19 protein-coding genes are annotated in these 18515 nt (G+C 44.7%); 1 reads left to right on the top strand and 18 read right to left on the bottom strand.

Annotated elements, in window-relative coordinates; all coding sequences use genetic code 11:
* Window positions 1-69 precede the first annotated feature (69 nt).
* Complete coding sequence (locus tag MSP8886_RS07690) at window positions 70-228, top strand: DUF2496 domain-containing protein (protein WP_067014381.1); 159 nt, start codon at window positions 70-72, stop codon at window positions 226-228.
* Window positions 229-256: 28 nt separating this feature from the next.
* Here the strand turns inward: MSP8886_RS07690 and MSP8886_RS07685 are convergent, their stop codons facing one another.
* From MSP8886_RS07685 to sufB, 18 genes are all read right to left on the bottom strand, one after another.
* Window positions 257-1405: an enoyl-CoA hydratase/isomerase family protein gene (locus tag MSP8886_RS07685; RefSeq protein ID WP_067014378.1), complete on the bottom strand. Its 1149-nt coding sequence runs from the start codon at window positions 1403-1405 to the stop codon at window positions 257-259.
* Between the two features lie 291 nt (window positions 1406-1696).
* Complete coding sequence (gene der / locus MSP8886_RS07680; protein WP_067014375.1) at window positions 1697-3034, bottom strand: ribosome biogenesis GTPase Der; 1338 nt, start codon at window positions 3032-3034, stop codon at window positions 1697-1699.
* Window positions 3035-3126: 92 nt separating this feature from the next.
* A complete protein-coding gene (bamB, locus tag MSP8886_RS07675; protein WP_067014372.1) occupies window positions 3127-4260 on the bottom strand; it encodes an outer membrane protein assembly factor BamB in 1134 nt (377 codons plus the stop codon).
* A gap of 2 nt (window positions 4261-4262) precedes the next feature.
* A complete protein-coding gene (locus MSP8886_RS07670; RefSeq protein ID WP_067014369.1) occupies window positions 4263-4904 on the bottom strand; it encodes a YfgM family protein in 642 nt (213 codons plus the stop codon).
* Window positions 4905-4954: 50 nt separating this feature from the next.
* A complete protein-coding gene (gene hisS, locus MSP8886_RS07665; RefSeq protein ID WP_067014366.1) occupies window positions 4955-6229 on the bottom strand; it encodes a histidine--tRNA ligase in 1275 nt (424 codons plus the stop codon).
* Window positions 6230-6238: 9 nt separating this feature from the next.
* The gene (ispG, locus tag MSP8886_RS07660) at window positions 6239-7351 is read right to left on the bottom strand and encodes a flavodoxin-dependent (E)-4-hydroxy-3-methylbut-2-enyl-diphosphate synthase (RefSeq protein WP_067014363.1); all 1113 of its coding nucleotides are present in this window, start codon (window positions 7349-7351) and stop codon (window positions 6239-6241) included.
* An 8-nt stretch (window positions 7352-7359) separates the two neighbouring features.
* Window positions 7360-8445: a RodZ domain-containing protein gene (locus MSP8886_RS07655; RefSeq protein WP_245659052.1), complete on the bottom strand. Its 1086-nt coding sequence runs from the start codon at window positions 8443-8445 to the stop codon at window positions 7360-7362.
* 1 nt (window position 8446) lies between these two features.
* On the bottom strand, window positions 8447-9175 hold the full coding sequence (locus MSP8886_RS07650; RefSeq protein WP_067014358.1) for a hypothetical protein: 729 nt from the start codon (window positions 9173-9175) through the stop codon (window positions 8447-8449).
* Window positions 9176-9249: 74 nt separating this feature from the next.
* Entirely contained in the window at window positions 9250-10362 is a 1113-nt protein-coding gene (gene rlmN / locus MSP8886_RS07645) for a dual-specificity RNA methyltransferase RlmN (RefSeq protein WP_217491180.1), read from the bottom strand.
* A 142-nt stretch (window positions 10363-10504) separates the two neighbouring features.
* Window positions 10505-10912, bottom strand: coding sequence for a nucleoside-diphosphate kinase (ndk, locus tag MSP8886_RS07640; RefSeq protein WP_067014352.1), 408 nt, complete (start codon window positions 10910-10912; stop codon window positions 10505-10507).
* A 184-nt stretch (window positions 10913-11096) separates the two neighbouring features.
* Window positions 11097-12242, bottom strand: a complete 1146-nt coding sequence (locus tag MSP8886_RS07635; protein WP_067014350.1) for an IscS subfamily cysteine desulfurase — start codon at window positions 12240-12242, stop codon at window positions 11097-11099.
* 69 nt (window positions 12243-12311) lie between these two features.
* Entirely contained in the window at window positions 12312-12737 is a 426-nt protein-coding gene (locus MSP8886_RS07630) for a SufE family protein (RefSeq protein ID WP_067014347.1), read from the bottom strand.
* Between the two features lie 116 nt (window positions 12738-12853).
* Window positions 12854-13384: a putative Fe-S cluster assembly protein SufT gene (sufT, locus tag MSP8886_RS07625; RefSeq protein ID WP_067014344.1), complete on the bottom strand. Its 531-nt coding sequence runs from the start codon at window positions 13382-13384 to the stop codon at window positions 12854-12856.
* Between the two features lie 3 nt (window positions 13385-13387).
* Window positions 13388-13738: a HesB/IscA family protein gene (locus MSP8886_RS07620; protein WP_067014341.1), complete on the bottom strand. Its 351-nt coding sequence runs from the start codon at window positions 13736-13738 to the stop codon at window positions 13388-13390.
* Between the two features lie 9 nt (window positions 13739-13747).
* Entirely contained in the window at window positions 13748-14965 is a 1218-nt protein-coding gene (locus tag MSP8886_RS07615) for an aminotransferase class V-fold PLP-dependent enzyme (protein WP_067014583.1), read from the bottom strand.
* A gap of 11 nt (window positions 14966-14976) precedes the next feature.
* On the bottom strand, window positions 14977-16236 hold the full coding sequence (sufD, locus tag MSP8886_RS07610; RefSeq protein ID WP_067014338.1) for a Fe-S cluster assembly protein SufD: 1260 nt from the start codon (window positions 16234-16236) through the stop codon (window positions 14977-14979).
* 3 nt (window positions 16237-16239) lie between these two features.
* The gene (gene sufC, locus MSP8886_RS07605; protein WP_067014335.1) at window positions 16240-17025 is read right to left on the bottom strand and encodes a Fe-S cluster assembly ATPase SufC; all 786 of its coding nucleotides are present in this window, start codon (window positions 17023-17025) and stop codon (window positions 16240-16242) included.
* Window positions 17026-17038: 13 nt separating this feature from the next.
* Window positions 17039-18475: a Fe-S cluster assembly protein SufB gene (sufB, locus tag MSP8886_RS07600; protein WP_067014332.1), complete on the bottom strand. Its 1437-nt coding sequence runs from the start codon at window positions 18473-18475 to the stop codon at window positions 17039-17041.
* Window positions 18476-18515 lie beyond the last annotated feature (40 nt).

Genomic DNA, 18515 nt, shown 5'->3' with positions numbered 1-18515 from the left:
ACATACTATTATAAGTTCACTTCTTTATTTTTACAGGCCAAATACGACAATTAATAGATAGGAAAAAGAATGTCACTAGACAATGCTCCCACCCATATCAAGCTCGCTGTCGATCTTATCGAGATGCTAGAAGAAAGCAACATCGATAACCAAACCATTATCGATGCATTGACAATTGCTCTTAATGACTTCAAAGCAAAGCAAAAACAAGAAGAGCAATCATCCTAGCAAAATAAAGCGCCTTCAGGCCAAAAGATTACCCTTCGGCATCCATCACGTCGATTAATTTTTTATTACCTAAGAGAATCTGAACCTTTTCTTCAAGAACATCTGAGACTCTTCCATACAGCCACTTAGGGCGCTTATCTTTATCGACTAATAAGGCTCTCACGCCTTCGGAAAAATCGCCCTGCTTACAGCAAGACACAGACAGTTCTAGTTCTCGTGCAAAAACTGACTCTAAGGTTTGATGTTTTGCCCACTCAAGTTGCTGCACAATAATATGGGCTGACAAAGGACTGCCTGTCAAAAAGGTATTTTTGGCTTTTATCATGGCGGGACACTCTGGAGAATAAGACAACATGGAAGCATAAATATTATGGATATCGCCTGTCATCAAACTAACAACCGTGGGAGATAGAGCAGTCAACTCAGGCTTGAGCAAAGGTAAATCATCAGACTGGGACAAAGTAAATAATGCCTGCTCAATAATTAACGTGACTTTTTCAGGGTTCAAATCCGTCATTTGAGCCATCATTAATCGTTGCTTCAACTCGGCACAGTCCTGCTCCATTAAATAGTGCGTTGCTAGCCCAATCTCACAAGCATCCGTGGCATTAACTTGATAAGCCGTTAATGCCAAAAAACGTGCAACGGCGTCATCATCCAACTGATTCAAAAAGTAACTTGCGCCAACATCAGGGTACAAACCGATGCTAATTTCCGGCATGGACAAGCGACTCTTTTCGGTAACAATACGGTAGTTTGAGGCCATCATTAACCCCATGCCGCCGCCCATCACATAACCACTCCCCCAACAGATAACGGGTTTCGAAAAACGGTGTAACAGATAATCAAGAGCGTATTCTTCACGAAAAAACTGTTCACAATACGAGGTATCCCTTTCCTTTTCTAAACTACGATAGACATCCACCACGTTACCGCCCGCACAAAATGCCTTAGCGCCAGCACCTTCCAACCAAATAGCGACGACAGTTTGATCCATCGCCCACTCTTCTAGTTGGGAGTATATTGCCTGAATCATGGGTAATGTGAGGGAATTTAACGACTCTGGACGATTTAATTGAATCACGCCCATTTTATACTGTTTTGCAAACGGCAGGACATCAAATATAACACTATTACTATTCGCAGTGGCCTCCACTACGCTTAATCGATTAGCCATTACCTTCTCCTTTCTTATTGTTATGAATGGCTTGCTATCATCCTTGCTCACCATTTTGTCACAGCGAAATCTATGTTGACGACAACGCTTTACAATACTTTATTAAACCAATATCAAAATGCTCATCTACATCCCATAAGTACCAACGGCGGCACCCTACTAGGATCTAACGGTAACAAAGCTACACTTTAAACATAAAAAAACCCCTTGATAAACACAAGGGTTTTTTTCGTAAATCAAAAGTAAGAGACAGTAAATACGGCTTACCATTCACCGCTCTTCCTCTTGATGTTACTTTTTCGTCGCGTAGGGGTTGTCACCCGACTTGAACTCAAACGAGATAGGAGTACCGGTAATATTCAACACCGTTCGAAACTTATTTTCTAAATAACGCTTATAGCTACCAGGCAATGCATCGGTCTGATTGCCATGCACTATGATACGCGGCGGATTGGATCCCCCTTGGTGGGCATAACGTAACTTAATACGGCGGCTGTTCACCAATGGTGGCTGATGTTCTGCAACAGCATCTTCTAAAATTCGAGTTAAACGATTCGTTGACCATTTCGCATAGCAAGAATCATAAGTCGCTTCGATTGTGTCATATAAGTTACCGACGTCAGTCCCGTGCAAAGCGGAAATGTAGTGCACTTTCGCATAAGGAACAAAACCCAAACGACGCTCAATTTCATTTTTTATGTGCTCGCGTTCATCTTTCGTCAGGCCATCCCACTTATTCACAGCGATCACCACACCACGCCCAGCATCCAGCACATAGCCAATCATGTGAAGATCTTGTTCAACTAAATCTTCATGGGAATCAATGACGACAATAACCACATTCGCATCTTGAATCGCTTGCAAGGTTTTCACAATAGAGAATTTCTCTACCGCTTCTTTCACATGTTTACGACGACGCACACCAGCGGTATCAATCAAGGTGTACTCTTTTTCATTACGAATATAAGGGATATAGACACTGTCCCGAGTCGTACCTGGCATATCGTAAACCACCACACGATCCTCGCCCAACATACGATTAACCAGTGTCGACTTACCTACATTTGGTCGGCCCACGACCCCGATACGAATACCACGAGCAGACAATTGGATATCATTTTTAGCCTCTGCAACCTGCTCAGCAAAAGGCAACATAACTTTATCAATTAAGATATGAACCCCTTTACCATGAGCAGCGGCAATAGGATGTAATTCCCCTAAACCAATTGAATAAAAATCGGCTAGCGCAATATCCTCATTAATCCCATCCGTTTTGTTAACGACCAAATAAATCGGTTTATTTGCACGACGCAAATGATTAGCAATCATCTCGTCTGCCGGATTCAATCCATGGCGGCCATCAACAAGAAACAAAACTGCATCGGCCTCCTCAATGGCCAACAATGACTGACGAGCCATTTTTTCATCAATACCCTGCTCGTCACCGCTAATGCCGCCCGTATCAATGACGATAAACTCATGCTCGCCCACTTTACCATCACCGTATTTTCGGTCACGTGTTAAGCCCGGATAATCGGCTACCAAAGCATCACGTGTCTTCGTCAGACGATTAAACAGTGTTGACTTACCAACATTGGGTCTACCTACCAATGCAATAACTGGAATCATTTTATTACCTATAAAAATACAAAACGGCCACCATCCCTATATTGGCATGGCGGCCTCTTTAAATGTGCAGGTTAGAAAAGTCGAAGCCGACTTCAATAACTTAATGCGGTCACATCAGAGTCTGGTGTAAGTATAAACAATTGCTTATCAGCCGACACCATACGACTGCCCGAAGGCACATCATCATGAGCAATGTCCCGCGCGATCACTTTGCCATTTTTCAGATCAAGCAAATGCACGTAGCCACCTCTGTCCATGACAGCAACATAATCTCTAAAAAACTCAGGCGTAATCAAAGCTCGATCTTTCAGGTTCTTATTGACCCAAATTTCTGAGCCATTGCTGGCATTTAAGCCATAGACCGTACTATCTTGGCTTACTACGACCAGCAAATTATTTCGAAGCGCCACACCAACATCACTTGAAATACTACGCTGCCAAATAGGACGTCCGGTTTCGAGTGACAGGGCCGCAAGCGTGCCATTGTAAGCAATCGCATAGACCACACCATCTTTTACTACCAAACGACCATCCACATCAGATAATCGCTCTATTTCATAGCGACCTTCAGGAGTACCAACCGCATACTCCCAATCCGTTTTACCTGTTTTCAGGTCATAAGCTTTTACGCGGCCATCAGCAAAACCTGCAATGACTTTGCCATCTGCAATAACGGGGGCACTTGTACCACGCACAGTCAAGGCTGGCAAATCCTCTTTCGCGCGCCACAAAACATCACCCGTTGTCGCATCCATCACGGTTAACCAGCCATCACCTGTTTGTACAGCCAATTTACCATCAGCGTAAGCCGGACTTGATAAGACTTCTGAACTCAAAGTTTTGGTCCAGTTTACTTTCTTATCTTTTAGGGAGACCGACACAAGCTGAGCTTGATAGGTACCAAAATAGATGTTATCGCCAACTTTTGTCACACCTGCACTTGGCTTGTATTTGGTGTCAATACGCTCCAATTCATCGCCATTTTTTTGCGCTAGTTGATAAACTGAACCCTCATCGGTCACAAAAAACAGCGAACCGTCTTTTGCTACAATATTATAGCGCTCGCTGGATTCACCAAAGTTGCCATCCACGCCAGTCCGCCAGGTACTATGCAGATCCACTTCACTCTTAATGGGCTTAGGATCAGGTAATGCAGGAAGCGAGCTAGAACAACCTTGTAACATCAAGGCCACCAATACTACGCCCGCGAGAAGTGACTTACTCATAATTAACCTTTCACCAAGTCTCTAAGTTTAATATCTAACAAAGGATGTTGTACTTTATTACCCAAAGCCTTACTAGCTTTTTCATAAGCGGCACGCGCTTCATCGCGCTTACCTTGTAATAAGTAAATATCGCCTGCCGTTTCTTCTCGTTGTGCCACAAATTGCGGCTCTGTCACCTTATCAAGAGTCGCTAGCGCTTTAGAGTAATCTGCCTTTTGAGCCAACACTCGAGCAATACGCACATAAGCAATGGCTTTAAAAGAAGCATCGTCTGTTGCTTTCGCCGCTGCTTCAAGATCACTTATCGCTTTATCATAATCCTTATTATGGACTTCTAAGCGCGCCGCAATAAGCTGGCCAAGCATGGCATATCCCGTATCACTGTAATCTTTCTTAAGCTGATTAGAGATATAGGCAACGGTTTTTTGGTTATCCTTATCAGATAAATCCCCAGATGCTTGAAGCAAATTCTGATATAAGGCAGATGCTTCACTAATATGGGTTGCTTGGCTACGTTGCCATGCTTGCCAGCCAAAATACCCACCAACGACAACAACAACAGCAATCAGAAGAATCGTGCCGTACTTTTTCCACCACTGTTTAAACGCTTCAATTTGTTCTTCTTCAGTCTTTAACTCAGACACTTTCTATTCCTCATTCAACACGCCGCAAACAGGCGTGGTACGGTTATCGATTAGAATTTTGTATTAACATAAGCAACGACTGAATCGAATGAACAAGTCTCCTGCTCACCCGTTTGCATATCTTTTATTTGGCAAATACCTTGATCCACTTCATCTTGACCTAAGATAACGGTAAAGCGTGCACCAGAATTATTGGCCTTTTTCATTTGGTTTTTAAAATTACCACCGCCACAATGACGCATCACGACAAGATCATTGGTATGTGAGCGAATCTCTTCCGCTAGCACAAAAGAACGCACCTCGGCATCCTCTCCAAAGCTCACAATAAATAGATCGACCGATGGTTTCGCTTCATCTGGGATCAAATCAAGGGTTTCCAGCAATAAGACTAAACGCTCAATCCCCATAGCAAAACCCACGGCAGGTGTCGGCTTACCGCCCAAGAGCTCCACCAAACCATCATAGCGGCCACCACCACAGACCGTTGCTTGCGCCCCTAAATGCGTTGTCACCCATTCAAACACCGTTTTGCTGTAGTAGTCTAACCCTCGAACCAAGCGGCGATTGATTACAAAAGACACACCATTGGCTGTCAACAAACTCTGCAAACGATCAAAATGCGCTCTCGATTCTTCACCAATGAACTCTTCTAGACTTGGTGCCTTGTCTAATATGGCTTGCGTATTAACATCTTTCGAATCAAGAATACGCATTGGATTAGTGGATAGGCGACGCTGGCTATCTTCATCCAACTGATCTTTAAAGCCTGTCAGATATTCCACAAGCGCCGCTTTATAGGCCTCGCGCTCCGATGACTCACCAATGGTATTGAGCTGTAATTCCACGTGATCCAGCAACCCTAGTTTTTTCCATAAACGGGCTAATAGAACAATCAATTCCGCGTCGATATCGGCACTGCTCATGCCAAAACACTCCAGTCCTATTTGATAAAACTGGCGGTAACGACCTTTCTGTGGTCGTTCATAGCGGAACATCGGGCCCGTGTACCACAGACGCTGAACCTGATTGAATAAGAGACCAGCCTGATCCGCAGCACGCACGCAGCTAGCCGTTCCTTCTGGACGTAACGTTAATGATTCACCGTTACGGTCTTCAAATGTGTACATTTCTTTTTCAACAATATCCGTCGCTTCTCCTACACCACGTTTAAAGAGGTCGGTATTTTCTACGATGGGAAAACGGATTTGCTGATAACCATAGGATTTAGCAACATCGGCAACAACATTTTCTAAATACTGCCAAACAGAGGATTGACCAGGTAAAATATCATTCATTCCCCTGAGTGCTTGAATTTTACGAGCCACGGTGGTTCCTTAATCTTTTGCGATAATATTTGCAAGTTCACGTTCTTTTGCGACAGCTTTCTGACGAATCATTCTTTCTAATTCATCAACAAGCGTCTCATTTTTTACTTTACCACTGGGCTTACCATCGGTATAAACCAAATTATTCGGTGTGCCACCAGCCAAACCTAGATCAGCCTCTTTGGCCTCTCCGGGGCCGTTAACAACACAACCAATCACGGCCACATCCATGGGAATAGTAACGTCGTCTAAGCGCTCCTCTAATTGATTCATCGTTTTGATGACATCAAAGTTTTGCCGAGAGCAGCTTGGGCAAGCAATAAAGTTAATGCCACGATTACGCAATTTAAGACTGCGCAACATATCCCAACCGACTTTAATTTCCTGCACTGGATCAGCCGCTAACGAAACACGCAGCGTATCACCAATACCGTCCATCAAAAGCAGACCAAGACCGATGGAGGATTTCACCGTTCCTGAGCGTAACCCACCGGCTTCGGTAATCCCTAAATGCAATGGGTTATCAATTTGTGCGGCAATCTTACGGTAAGCCGCAACCGTCATAAAGACATCAGACGCTTTTAAACTGAGCTTGTACTCATGAAAATCCAGCTCATCAAAATATTGCAGTTGACGAAAAGCCGATTCAACTAAGGCATCGGCTGTTGGTTCACCGTATTTTTTCTGTAGATCTTTTTCTAATGAGCCAGCATTCACACCAATACGAATGGGAATATTTTTATCACGGGCACAATCCACCACCGCACGAATACGATCTTTATTGCCAATATTACCTGGATTAATACGCAAGCAATCCACACCATATTCGGCGACTTTCAAGGCAATTTTATAATCAAAATGAATGTCAGCAACTAAAGGAATGGATACCTGCTCACGAATGTGCTTAAACGCTTCTGCCGCATCCATAGAGGGAATGGACACACGAACAATGTCTGCACCAGCATCGGCAATCGCACGGATCTGTGTAACGGTTGCTGCCACATCGCAAGTTTCTGTATTAGTCATACTTTGTACACTGATTGGGGCACCACCACCAACAGGTACATTACCCACCATAATCTGACGAGACTGACGGCGCTTAATAGGCGATTCAAAATGCATAATATTCTCTACTTGAGCTCAAAACGAGCCAGGTCTTTATGTGTATAAGAAGAAAAGTCGAAAGACTTACCTTTATAATCAAAAGAGGAAACGCCCCTCGCATACCCCAACACAACGCGGTACGGAGGCGTGCCAGTTAGATCCAACTTATCTCCTGCGTTTTTCACGCCAGAGTATAAAATCTTACCAGTACTATCACGTACTTCTACCCAGCAATCGGCATCAAAGGTGGCTTCAATATCATTAGTATAGGTCGGTGCAGGCTTCGCAAGTTCGCCATTAGCGGAGGGTTGTGATAGATCCGCTGTCGCCACAGCTTTTGTTTCCTGCTCAACCTTTTTCGCATTTACCCCTGAGTTTTCAAGCAAAGCAATGGTTTCAGCAGACATTCCCGTAGTCACGCCATCGTCTTTTTGAGTGTGAACCTTTGCATCAGTAGACTCATCTGCAGCGCTTGCTGCTGCCGCTTTTGATTGCGAGATATCGGTGTCTCCAGTCTTCGCGGCCGTATCGCTGTCCACATCTTGCTCATTTAATGCATCAAGAGCTGGCGGTGTACTATCTGCTACTGGAGAAGACACTGTCGAGGGAGGTGATGTTTTTGCTTGAGAAGAGTTTGCCACTGGTGGATTTTTATCTATCGCAGCAGAATTTTTGCTCGAAAAGCTCGGCCACCAAACCGCTAAGAAAATCAACACAGCAATAATAACGGCGGAGACCAACATGACAATAGGATCCCCAAACTTGGTCTGTTTGTTAATAACCTTATCTACAGGTTTAATAGTCGTTTCAGCACCAGACTGCATTGCATCGAAGGCAATTAATATTTCGGCCTGATCCATTTCAAGGAAACGACAGTAGGCCTTCAAATAGCCCCGTGCAAATGTTTTAGAACGGAAGTAAGCAAAGTTATTGGACTCAAGCGCTCGTACTTGATCAATTGGTAACTTAAGCTCGGTCGCCACTTCCCTTTCATCAAAGCCACGCTCAGCACGCTTTGCTTTTAATCGATTACCTATGTTGATATCAACAGTAGGCTTGTCAATTTGACTCTTTTCTACATTTGGAACGTCAGCTTTGAATTCAGTTGTCATATCAATACCTTGAGCGATCCAGGCAGGTCAAAGTGCTCGCAGATGAATAAATTGTAGGGTCAGTCTCGCGTGCGATTACTTGCCGCGACAGACAGTTATATTCATCAAAATACACGCTATTGGTAGCGTGTTTTGTGTCAGCCTGGATATTATTTAAAATTAGGCGAGCCTTACTAAGGTTACCCCGTATTAAAACAAGATTAAGCTCTGTCATCAAACCTATCAGAGGCAAATCATCAATTTCTTTTGCTCTATCTAAGTCCTTTTCAGATAATTTTACGTCAAACTGACGCAGCTCACACCGAGACAAATTAATCCACACGGATTGTCGAGCTGAATAACCACCTAAACTGGCCTTTTTGAACTCGTGACACGCTTTTTGCCAATGATTTTCTTTACCTAATAAAACACCGTAGTTATTTAAGATAAAGTCATCGTCTGGATACAAAGACAAGGCCTTCTCATGCTCAGCTAACGCCTTGCTTTCTCTTCCAGCATTAAACCAGTAAAGACTTCTCAAACGCCAGTAATTCCTACCTTGATGTGCTTTTGACACCTGGTCGAGCTGAGCTTTGCTTAACGCAAACTGCCCTAACAATATATGCGCTTGTGCAAGATCCAATCGGCGTTCATCCGAGATATCAGACTGTAGGTTATCGGTACGCTGATAAGCACAGCCAGTCATCACCCAACACACCAAAAAAAGACAGATCACTCGTATTATCTTCATTAAGACATCCTTGTCTACAATGATATTCATTTACCTGTTGTCTCTCAAAAGAAACAACCTAACACCTTAGCCCATTACTTTACTTCACGTAACTCAATGTATTTTTGACTGCGGCGCGTTTTATCCTGAAAGTCTCCAACCAGTTGACCACATGCCGCATCAATATCATCGCCACGGGTAGTTCTAACTGTCACAGTGTAACCCGCATCCGCCATAATTTTCTGAAAGCGACGGGTACGGTTATTAGAGGGTTTTTCATAGCCAGAGTGAGGGAAAGGGTTAAACGGAATCAAGTTAACCTTACATTCCAACTCTTCCAATAAAGCCGCCAATTCATAGGCCTGCTCTTCATTATCATTCACCCCAGACATCAAAGTATATTCGATGGTGATATGGCGCTTATCTGGCAAATTGGCCAAATAATGCTGGCACGCCTCCAACAATTGCGCAATGGGATACTTTTTATTGATTGGCACCAGTTCATTACGCAGAGCATCGTTCGGCGCATGCAGAGAAATCGCCAACGATACATCGGTACGTTTAACTAACTCGTAGATTTTAGGTACCACACCGGAAGTGCTCAAGGTCACACGGCGCTTCGATAGCCCATAAGCGTTATCGTGCATCATCAAGATCATCGCATCAACAACAGGCTCAAAGTTCATCAGAGGTTCCCCCATCCCCATCATGACCACGTTAGTCACACGACGAGGGCCATTAGGATCCATCGGGCCAAAAGATTTTATCGCAATCCAAACCTGACCAATGATCTCAGCTGGTGTCAAATTACGATTAAAACCTTGCTTGCCAGTAGAACAAAAACTGCAATCCAAAGAACAACCTACCTGGGAAGACACACATAACGTTGCTCGATCCCCATCGGGAATAAGCACCGTCTCAACACAATCATTCTTGCCGCCTTCGGTACGAATGATCCATTTACGGGTACCATCGCTAGAAATATTTTGCGAAACGACTTCAGGCGCCCGAATCTCGCAAATCGTTTCCAGTTTCGCACGTAATGCTTTACTGACATCCGTCATCTCTTCGAAGTTTTCCGCCCCCTTTTGATGAATCCACTTCATCACTTGAGTCGCACGAAACTTCTTCTCACCGATAGACTCAAAGAAGGCAATCAATTTTTCAGGGGATAAACCTAATAGGTTTACTTTTTTGGTGTCAGTCATAATAAATATCGCTTGCTACGAATAGCATTTAGTGTAAACGAAAAAAGCTTCTGAAAAGAAAACGCTTTTCAGAAGCCTCTGTAAATCTGTAAAAAAGCGGGCTAATGCCCGCTTTAAGCAATCAGATCGGGCAAGCGATCAATTACTTACCGAAGAAGTAAGCAACTTCACGAGCCGCTGATTCTACAGAGTCAGAACCGTGAACCGCATTTGCATCGATAGATTCTGCGTAATCTGCACGCAAAGTACCAGCAGCGGCTTCTTTAGGATTCGTCGCTCCCATTAGTTCACGGTGACGAAGTACGGCATTTTCACCTTCAAGAACGGATACAACAACAGGACCAGATGTCATGAACGCAACCAAATCTTTATAGAAAGGACGCTCTTTGTGCTCAGCGTAAAAACCACCGGCCAATTCGTCGTCTAGTTGAACCATTTTCGCTTCAACAATTTTAAGACCAGCACGCTCAAAACGAGTGTAGATTTCACCGATTACGTTTTTCGCAACCGCATCTGGCTTGATGATAGATAGAGTGCGTTCTAACGCCATGATATAACTCCAAAATTAATTCAAAAGGGTGATGGCTAATTGGACAAAAACCATAAAAGCCATGACCCAAGACATAAAAGTTTCAGCGCGTGGATTATACGCATCTCTTTGTTAAAATTGTATGCTCAACACGAGATTCTTTTGCAATTCTCAACAAAAAATACACTTTTACAGCAAAAAAACCTTACCTAAGCGCTGTAACGGCCTTTTTAATTGTCTCCGCAGCAAAGTCCACCTCTTCTTCTGTGGTAAAGCGCCCCACAGACAGACGTAATGAGCTATGCGCCAAAGTATCGGACAAACCAATGGCTCGTAACACATATGAAGGCTCTAAGCTCGCAGAGGTGCAGGCGGACCCAGATGACACAGCGATGTCCGTTAATGACATCAACAACACTTCCCCATCCACATCAGCAAACCCAACGTTTAACACACCAGAGACACGGTTAACTGAATCGCCATTAAGATGTACACCAGAGATTTCACTTAGGGACGACCATAAACGCTCACGTAAAGCTTGAATTCGAGCACAGTCTTGCGCCATCTCTTCATTCGCCAGACGAAATGCCTCTCCCATTCCAACAATTTGATGGGTTGCCAAGGTTCCAGAACGCATACCTCGCTCATGACCACCACCATGGATTTGCGCTTCTAGCTTCACTTTTGGTGAGCGACGTACGAATAATGCACCAACCCCCTTTGGTCCATAGGTTTTATGAGCCGTAAGTGACATGAGATCAACCTTCATTGCGTTCACATCAATCGCAACTTTACCTGTAGTTTGGGCTGCATCCACATGCAAAAACACACCATTTTTACGAGTTAATTCACCGATAGCCGCAATGTCTGTTAATACACCCAGTTCGTTATTACCATGCATCAGAGACACCAAAATAGTATCTTCTCTGAGAGCGCCCGCTACTTGATCTGACGAGATAACGCCATGAGTATCGGGTTTTAAATAGGTCACTTCGAACCCTTCTTTTTCAAGCTGCTTACAAGGATCCAGTACCGCTTTATGCTCAATCATAGACGTAATAATATGACGACCTTTTTGACGATACGCATGCGCTACACCTTTTAGAGCCAAGTTATTCGCTTCCGTGGCACCGGATGTCCAAACGATTTCCCGGGCGTCCGCACCAATCAAACTGGATACTTGCTGCCTTGCTTCCTCTACCGCCTCTTCGGCACGCCAACCAAAGAGATGTGAGCGAGAAGCTGGGTTCCCAAAATTGCCATTCTGGGTCAAACACGCCATCATTTTTTCAGCCACTCTTGGATCAACAGGCGTGGTCGCTGAATTATCTAGGTAGACTGGGGTGTTCATTTAAAGCTCTCCAATAAAAATAAAATCGATATCTTTTAGTAAACAAGAGTCGATCAAAACAACACAATACTAAGCCGCCGCTTGCGCGATATTTTTTATACGTCCCACAATAGAACGCAAACCATTGCCCCGAGTAGGACTCAAATGACGCTCAAGGTCCAGCTGAGCAAAATACTCATCAATATTAAAATCCAAAATATCTTGCGGCGTTTTATGATCGAATGCTGCCAGCACCACACCAAGCAAGCCACGTACGATAATGGCATCACTGTCGACAGCAAAGGTAAGCACTTCACCTTTCTGAGCATCTTGCTCGGTACCTGGTTGAATCCATACATTGCTTTGACAGCCTTTCACCAAACGCTCGGACGTACGCCACGCCTCATCGAACGCAGGCAAAGACTTACCTAAATCAATAATATACTTGTACTTATCTTCCCAATCGTCAAAAAACGACAGATCGTCCACAATGTCTTCTGTACTAGGTAAGGACATGACTCCCCTCTTTTTTATCAAGGCCATAAAAGCAAAAACGGCGCTTAGCAATATCCAAGGCCGTTTCTTATTGTATTAGATTTTAATCGTCGACCGAAGCGATCAAGAGAAAGCTATTAGAAGAAGAGACCCGCTTCTAGTTGCGCTTCTTCACTCATCATCTCTCGCGACCAAGGCGGATCGAACACTAAATCCACTTTAACCGCTTCGACGTTCGGCACTTTGGCAACACGGTATTCCACATCGCCCACCAACACAGGCCCCATACCACAACCCGGTGCCGTTAGCGTCATATCAATCAAAACCCTTTTATTTTGTTGATCCAGTTCAACCTTATATACCAACCCCAGAGACACCAGACTGATGGGTATCTCAGGATCATATATGGTATCCAAAGCTTGCCAAACCTGATCTTCACTAATCTGATCCGTGCCGAGATCATCAAACTCAAGCACTTCTGGCTGTTGCCCAATGGCCTCGGCATCGGTTCCATCAATACGCAACATATTACCCTGCCAAGTGACGGTATAGTTGCCACCTAGACTTTGATTGATTGTAATAAATTGCCCTTCTGGAATACTAACCGAATCACCGCTGGGTACTCTACGTGCTGGACAAGCTCGCTGGGTTACTACCATTTTCTGCATGTATTAGCTCACACTGAAGCTTTCGCCACAGCCGCACTCAGCCACAACGTTTGGATTATTAAATTTAACAACTTCGTTCACACCTTCACGAACCAAGTCAATTTCTGTCCCTCTAAGCATTTGAGCGGATTCTGAATCCACAGCAAAAATCACATCACCAAAGGTCAGCACATCATCGCTATCAGATGCCCCTTCGACAATGTCCAACACATAAGAAAAGCCAGTACAGCCACTTTCTTTCGTGCTCAATCGAATCAACTTACCAGGCTGCTTAGCCAATTTAGAGGCAAAATATTTCTGCGCTGAAGCGGTTAAAGACACGCTAGAGACAGGATCAAAGGTAGTTGCTGTCATCACACCCTCCTAAGCCAACATGCTGCGCACTTTTTTCAGCGCAGCAAATAAGGCATCAACTTCTTCTAATGTATTATAAATCGAGAACGACACTCTTGCCGTACCAGGCACATTAAAACGCGCCATTAAAGGCTGAGCACAATGATCGCCCGTTCGCACGGCGATACCTTGTCGATCCAGCAAAAAGCCGATATCCGCTGGATGCCCGTGATCCATCACAAAGCTCAACACTCCAGCTTTGTCTCTCGCTTTACCTATAATGGTCAGACCTTCAAACTGTTCAGCAAGTGCCGTCGCGTGATCTAACAAGGCTTTTTCATGAGCCTCTACCGCTTCTCTATCCAACGCACTTAACCAACGGATGGCTTCGCCCATAGCAATAGCATCACCCACATTTGGCGTGCCCGCTTCAAAACGATAAGGCAACACATTCCACGTCGCGTCTTGCAACGTCACAGTAGAAATCATCTCACCACCAGTACGCCAAACAGGCCACTCAGCAAGAACAGACTCCTTACCCCACAAGGCACCAATACCCATTGGTCCATAAATTTTATGCCCTGAAAACGCATAAAAATCACAACCAATTTCTTGTACATCGATCTTACGGTGGGCAGCACCTTGCGCACCGTCCACTAAAACCAACGCCCCGAACTGCTTAGCTTTAGCAGTCATCTCTTTAATAGGATTGACCGTACCTAATGCATTCGATACATGGGGGAAAGCGACGAACTTAGTATGTGCGCTTAGCAGCGCCTGGTAAGCATCTAGATCCAACTCACCAGACTCAAGTACCGGCACCGTTTTCAAAGTCGCACCAGAGGCTTTACATGCCTGCTGCCAAGTCACTAGATTGGCATGATGTTCCATTCCCGTCGCGATCACTTCATCACCAGCAGACAACAAAGCAGCCAAACCGTTAGCAACGATATTAATGCCTTCAGTAGTGCCCGTCGTCCAAATTACTTCTTCGCGCTTTGGCGCATTGATAAAGTCTTTTACGATGTCTCGCGCCGCTTCAAAATGGCGCGTTGCTTCATCCGCAAGTCGATGGGCACCACGATGCACATTGGAGTTACAGGTCGTGTAATACTCCACCAAAGCGTCGATCACACACTGCGGTTTTTGTGTCGTGGCCGCGTTATCGAGATAAATAAGTGGATTACCATCAATTTCACGTTTTAATATGGGAAACTGCTCACGAATAGCTGCTACATCAAAACTCATCATTTTCTCGCTTATTCCACATCCATTTGCGCAAAACGTTCACGAATAATCGGGCGAACCCATTCCGCTAACGCCGCATTTGGCATTAAATCTATCAACTCATTAATAAAACCAAAGTTGAGCATCACTTGCGCTTTGGAGCGACTTATACCACGAGTTTCCAAGTAATAAAGTGCTTGCTTGTCGATCTCTGCAACCGTGGCACCGTGAGCACACTTCACGTCGTCTGCGTAAATCTCTAGCTCCGGTTTGGTATTGATTTCTGCTTTGTCCGACATCAACAGATTACGATTATTCAGTTCCGCCGACGTTTTCTGCGCATCTCGGTGAATATGAATACGGCCATTAAATACCGCACGAGCACGATCTGCGACAATACCACGGACGTTTTCTTGTGTTGTACCGTTCGCCATGGCATGTTCGACAGTAGCATGAAGATCAAAAAGCTCTTTATTATCCAGCAAATACATGGCATTGAGCTTAGCGTCCGCATACTCGCCCGCATGAATAATATCCGTGTCTAAACGCGATAAATCACTACCAAAAGCAACAATCGAGCTGTGCATTTTGGCATGGTCATGCAGGTTAAAATGACTCCCTCCGATGGCAACATTGGTTCCTGTCTGCAAAGCAAATCGGTAATGCTCTAAATATGCCTTTGCGGCGACATTGTACTCAACAAATGCCGTGTTTAAGCTTTCACCTTGGGCCTGCACATCTTCAATCACCGTTAATCGAGCTCCAGCACCCAATGACACCTGAACTCGTGTATGAGACTCCGCACTCTGGCTCAGTAAAGAGCTAATACGGATGGGCTCGGCAACCTCAACACCTTCTGCAACCGTCACAATCACCACATCTTGTGCTAAGGCATCGTTAACTAAGCCAAAAAGATGTCGCTGAGGTTTAATAGTTGAAAAAGCATTCAAGGCATCTGTTTGTTTTGCCGAATCCAAATCACGACCTAAGGCAATAGACACCCCATCAGGCAGCGTTTTGGCTAATTGGGACGGATCAAATTTCCCGTTTACAAAGACCAATTCAATGGCCGACAAATCCGCAATGGCAATCGGCTCCAAGTTGACCTCATCAGTCAACACTTTGGCTTGCGAACGCTCAACCGGACGAAGCGGTGTATAACGCCATGCTTCTGTTTTACGTGTTGGCCATTGGCTATTGGCAAGGAGATCCAAGGCATCAGCTCGTTTTGGAGCAAGCCAATCATTAATACCTTGCGCTCGAGCAATGGCACTTTCTAACCATTCACTCATGCATTACCCCTCAAGTTCGTCTTCAGCTGGCTCATTCTGTAGCCAAGCATAACCTTGCGCCTCTAATTCAAGCGCCAAGGATGCATCGCCACTCTTGACAATTTTGCCACCTGACAAAACATGAACGAAGTCAGGTTTAATATAATCCAAAAGACGCTGATAGTGAGTTACAACAATAAAGCTACGATCATCAGAGCGCTGGCTATTTACCCCTTCTGCTACCACTTGAAGGGCATCGATATCCAAACCCGAATCGGTTTCATCCAAGATGCAAAGCTTTGGTTTCAACAGCAACATTTGCATGAGTTCATTACGCTTTTTCTCGCCGCCGGAAAACCCTTCGTTCACGCCACGCTTCAAGAAGGCCACAGGCAGATTTACCTGTTTACAAGCGGCTTTGGCTTCTTTCAAAAAATCTGCTGAGGTAACGGGGTCCTCTCCGCGAGCCTGTCGTTGTGCATCAACCGCCGCCTTCAAGAATTCCAAGTTGCTGACGCCTGGGATTTCAACTGGGTATTGAAAGGCTAAGAATAAACCAGCACGAGCACGCTCTTCGGTTTCCATTGCCAGTAAATCATCACCATCAAGGGCCACACTGCCGCTTTCAACATGGTAACCATCACGGCCAGACAATACATAACCTAAGGTACTTTTACCTGCGCCATTCGGGCCCATAATGGCGTGCACTTCACCGGGCTTCACATCTAAGCTCAAGCCTTTAATAATCTGCTTTTCTTCCACGCTGGCGTGTAAATCTTTTATCGTCAACAAACTCTTTGTGTTTGACATCGCTAATAATTCCTTAACCTACAGAGCCTTCAAGGCTTATTTCTAGTAACTTGCCCGCTTCAACGGCAAATTCCATGGGTAATTCTTTAAATACTTCCTTACAGAAGCCATTCACAATCATGGACACGGCTTTTTCGGGATCAAGACCACGCTGACGACACAAGAATAATTGCTCGTCACTCACTTTAGAAGTGGTGGCTTCGTGCTCAACAATAGCGGATGGATTTCGGCTTTCCACATAAGGGAAAGTGTGCGCACCACACTGGTCGCCAATCAATAAAGAGTCACATTGAGTGTAATTACGCGCCCCTTGGGCACCTGGATTCATTCGCACAAGGCCACGGTAGCTGTTATTACTTCTACCGGCAGAAATCCCTTTGGAAATGATGGTGGACTTAGTATTTTTTCCAAGGTGAATCATCTTGGTACCGGTGTCAGCTTGTTGGCGACCCCGTGTTAAAGCAACCGAGTAAAACTCTCCTACACTGTTATCCCCTTTTAGAATACAGCTTGGGTACTTCCAAGTAACAGACGATCCGGTCTCGACCTGAGTCCAAGAAATTTTCGCGTTGGTATGACAAATACCGCGTTTGGTGACAAAGTTATAAATGCCGCCTTTGCCGTTCTCATCCCCTGGATACCAGTTCTGAACCGTGGAATACTTAATCTCCGCATTATCCAGAGCCACTAACTCAACCACTGCGGCATGCAACTGGTTTTCATCACGCTGTGGCGCAGTACAGCCTTCAAGGTAACTTACATGACTGCCCTCATCCGCAACAATCAAAGTACGCTCGAATTGACCTGTATTCTGCTCATTGATACGGAAGTAAGTAGACAACTCCATTGGACAACGCGTGCCCTTAGGAATATAGACAAAAGAGCCATCAGTAAAAACAGCACAGTTCAATGCCGCGTAGTAGTTGTCTTTTTTCGGCACGACACTACCAATGTATTTTCTAACAAGATCTGGGTACTTATGCAGCGCCTCAGAAATAGAACAAAAAATTACACCCGCTTCTTCTAGCTTTTCGCGAAACGTGGTAACCACAGACACAGAGTCAAACACCGCGTCCACTGCAACGCCCGCCAACATCTGCTGTTCGACCAAAGGGATCCCAAGTTTTTCGTAAGTACGCAGTAACTCCGGATCTACTTCGTCTAGAGATTTAGGCTTATCCTGCATACTCTTTGGAGCGGAATAGTAAGAGATGGATTGAAAATCGATCTTGGGATAATCCACCAATGCCCAATCGGGCTCTTCCATTTCTAACCACTCACGAAATGCACTTAGACGCCATTCGAGCATCCATTCAGGCTCATTTTTCATTGCTGAAATACGGCGGATAACGTCTTCATCCAAACCAGGCACAAAGGTTTCTGATTCTACATCAGACACAAACCCGGCTTCGTATTCTCGCGCCAGCGCCTTATCTATCTGCTCAGTCATATTAACACTCACTATTTATCGGAATAGATATGAATTACCA

Source organism: Marinomonas spartinae (assembly GCF_900089775.1).
GTDB classification, from domain to species: Bacteria; Pseudomonadota; Gammaproteobacteria; order Pseudomonadales; family Marinomonadaceae; genus Marinomonas; species Marinomonas spartinae.
The sequence above is the reverse complement of the archived record's forward strand: the minus strand, read 5'-3'. Positions and strand labels throughout refer to the sequence as shown.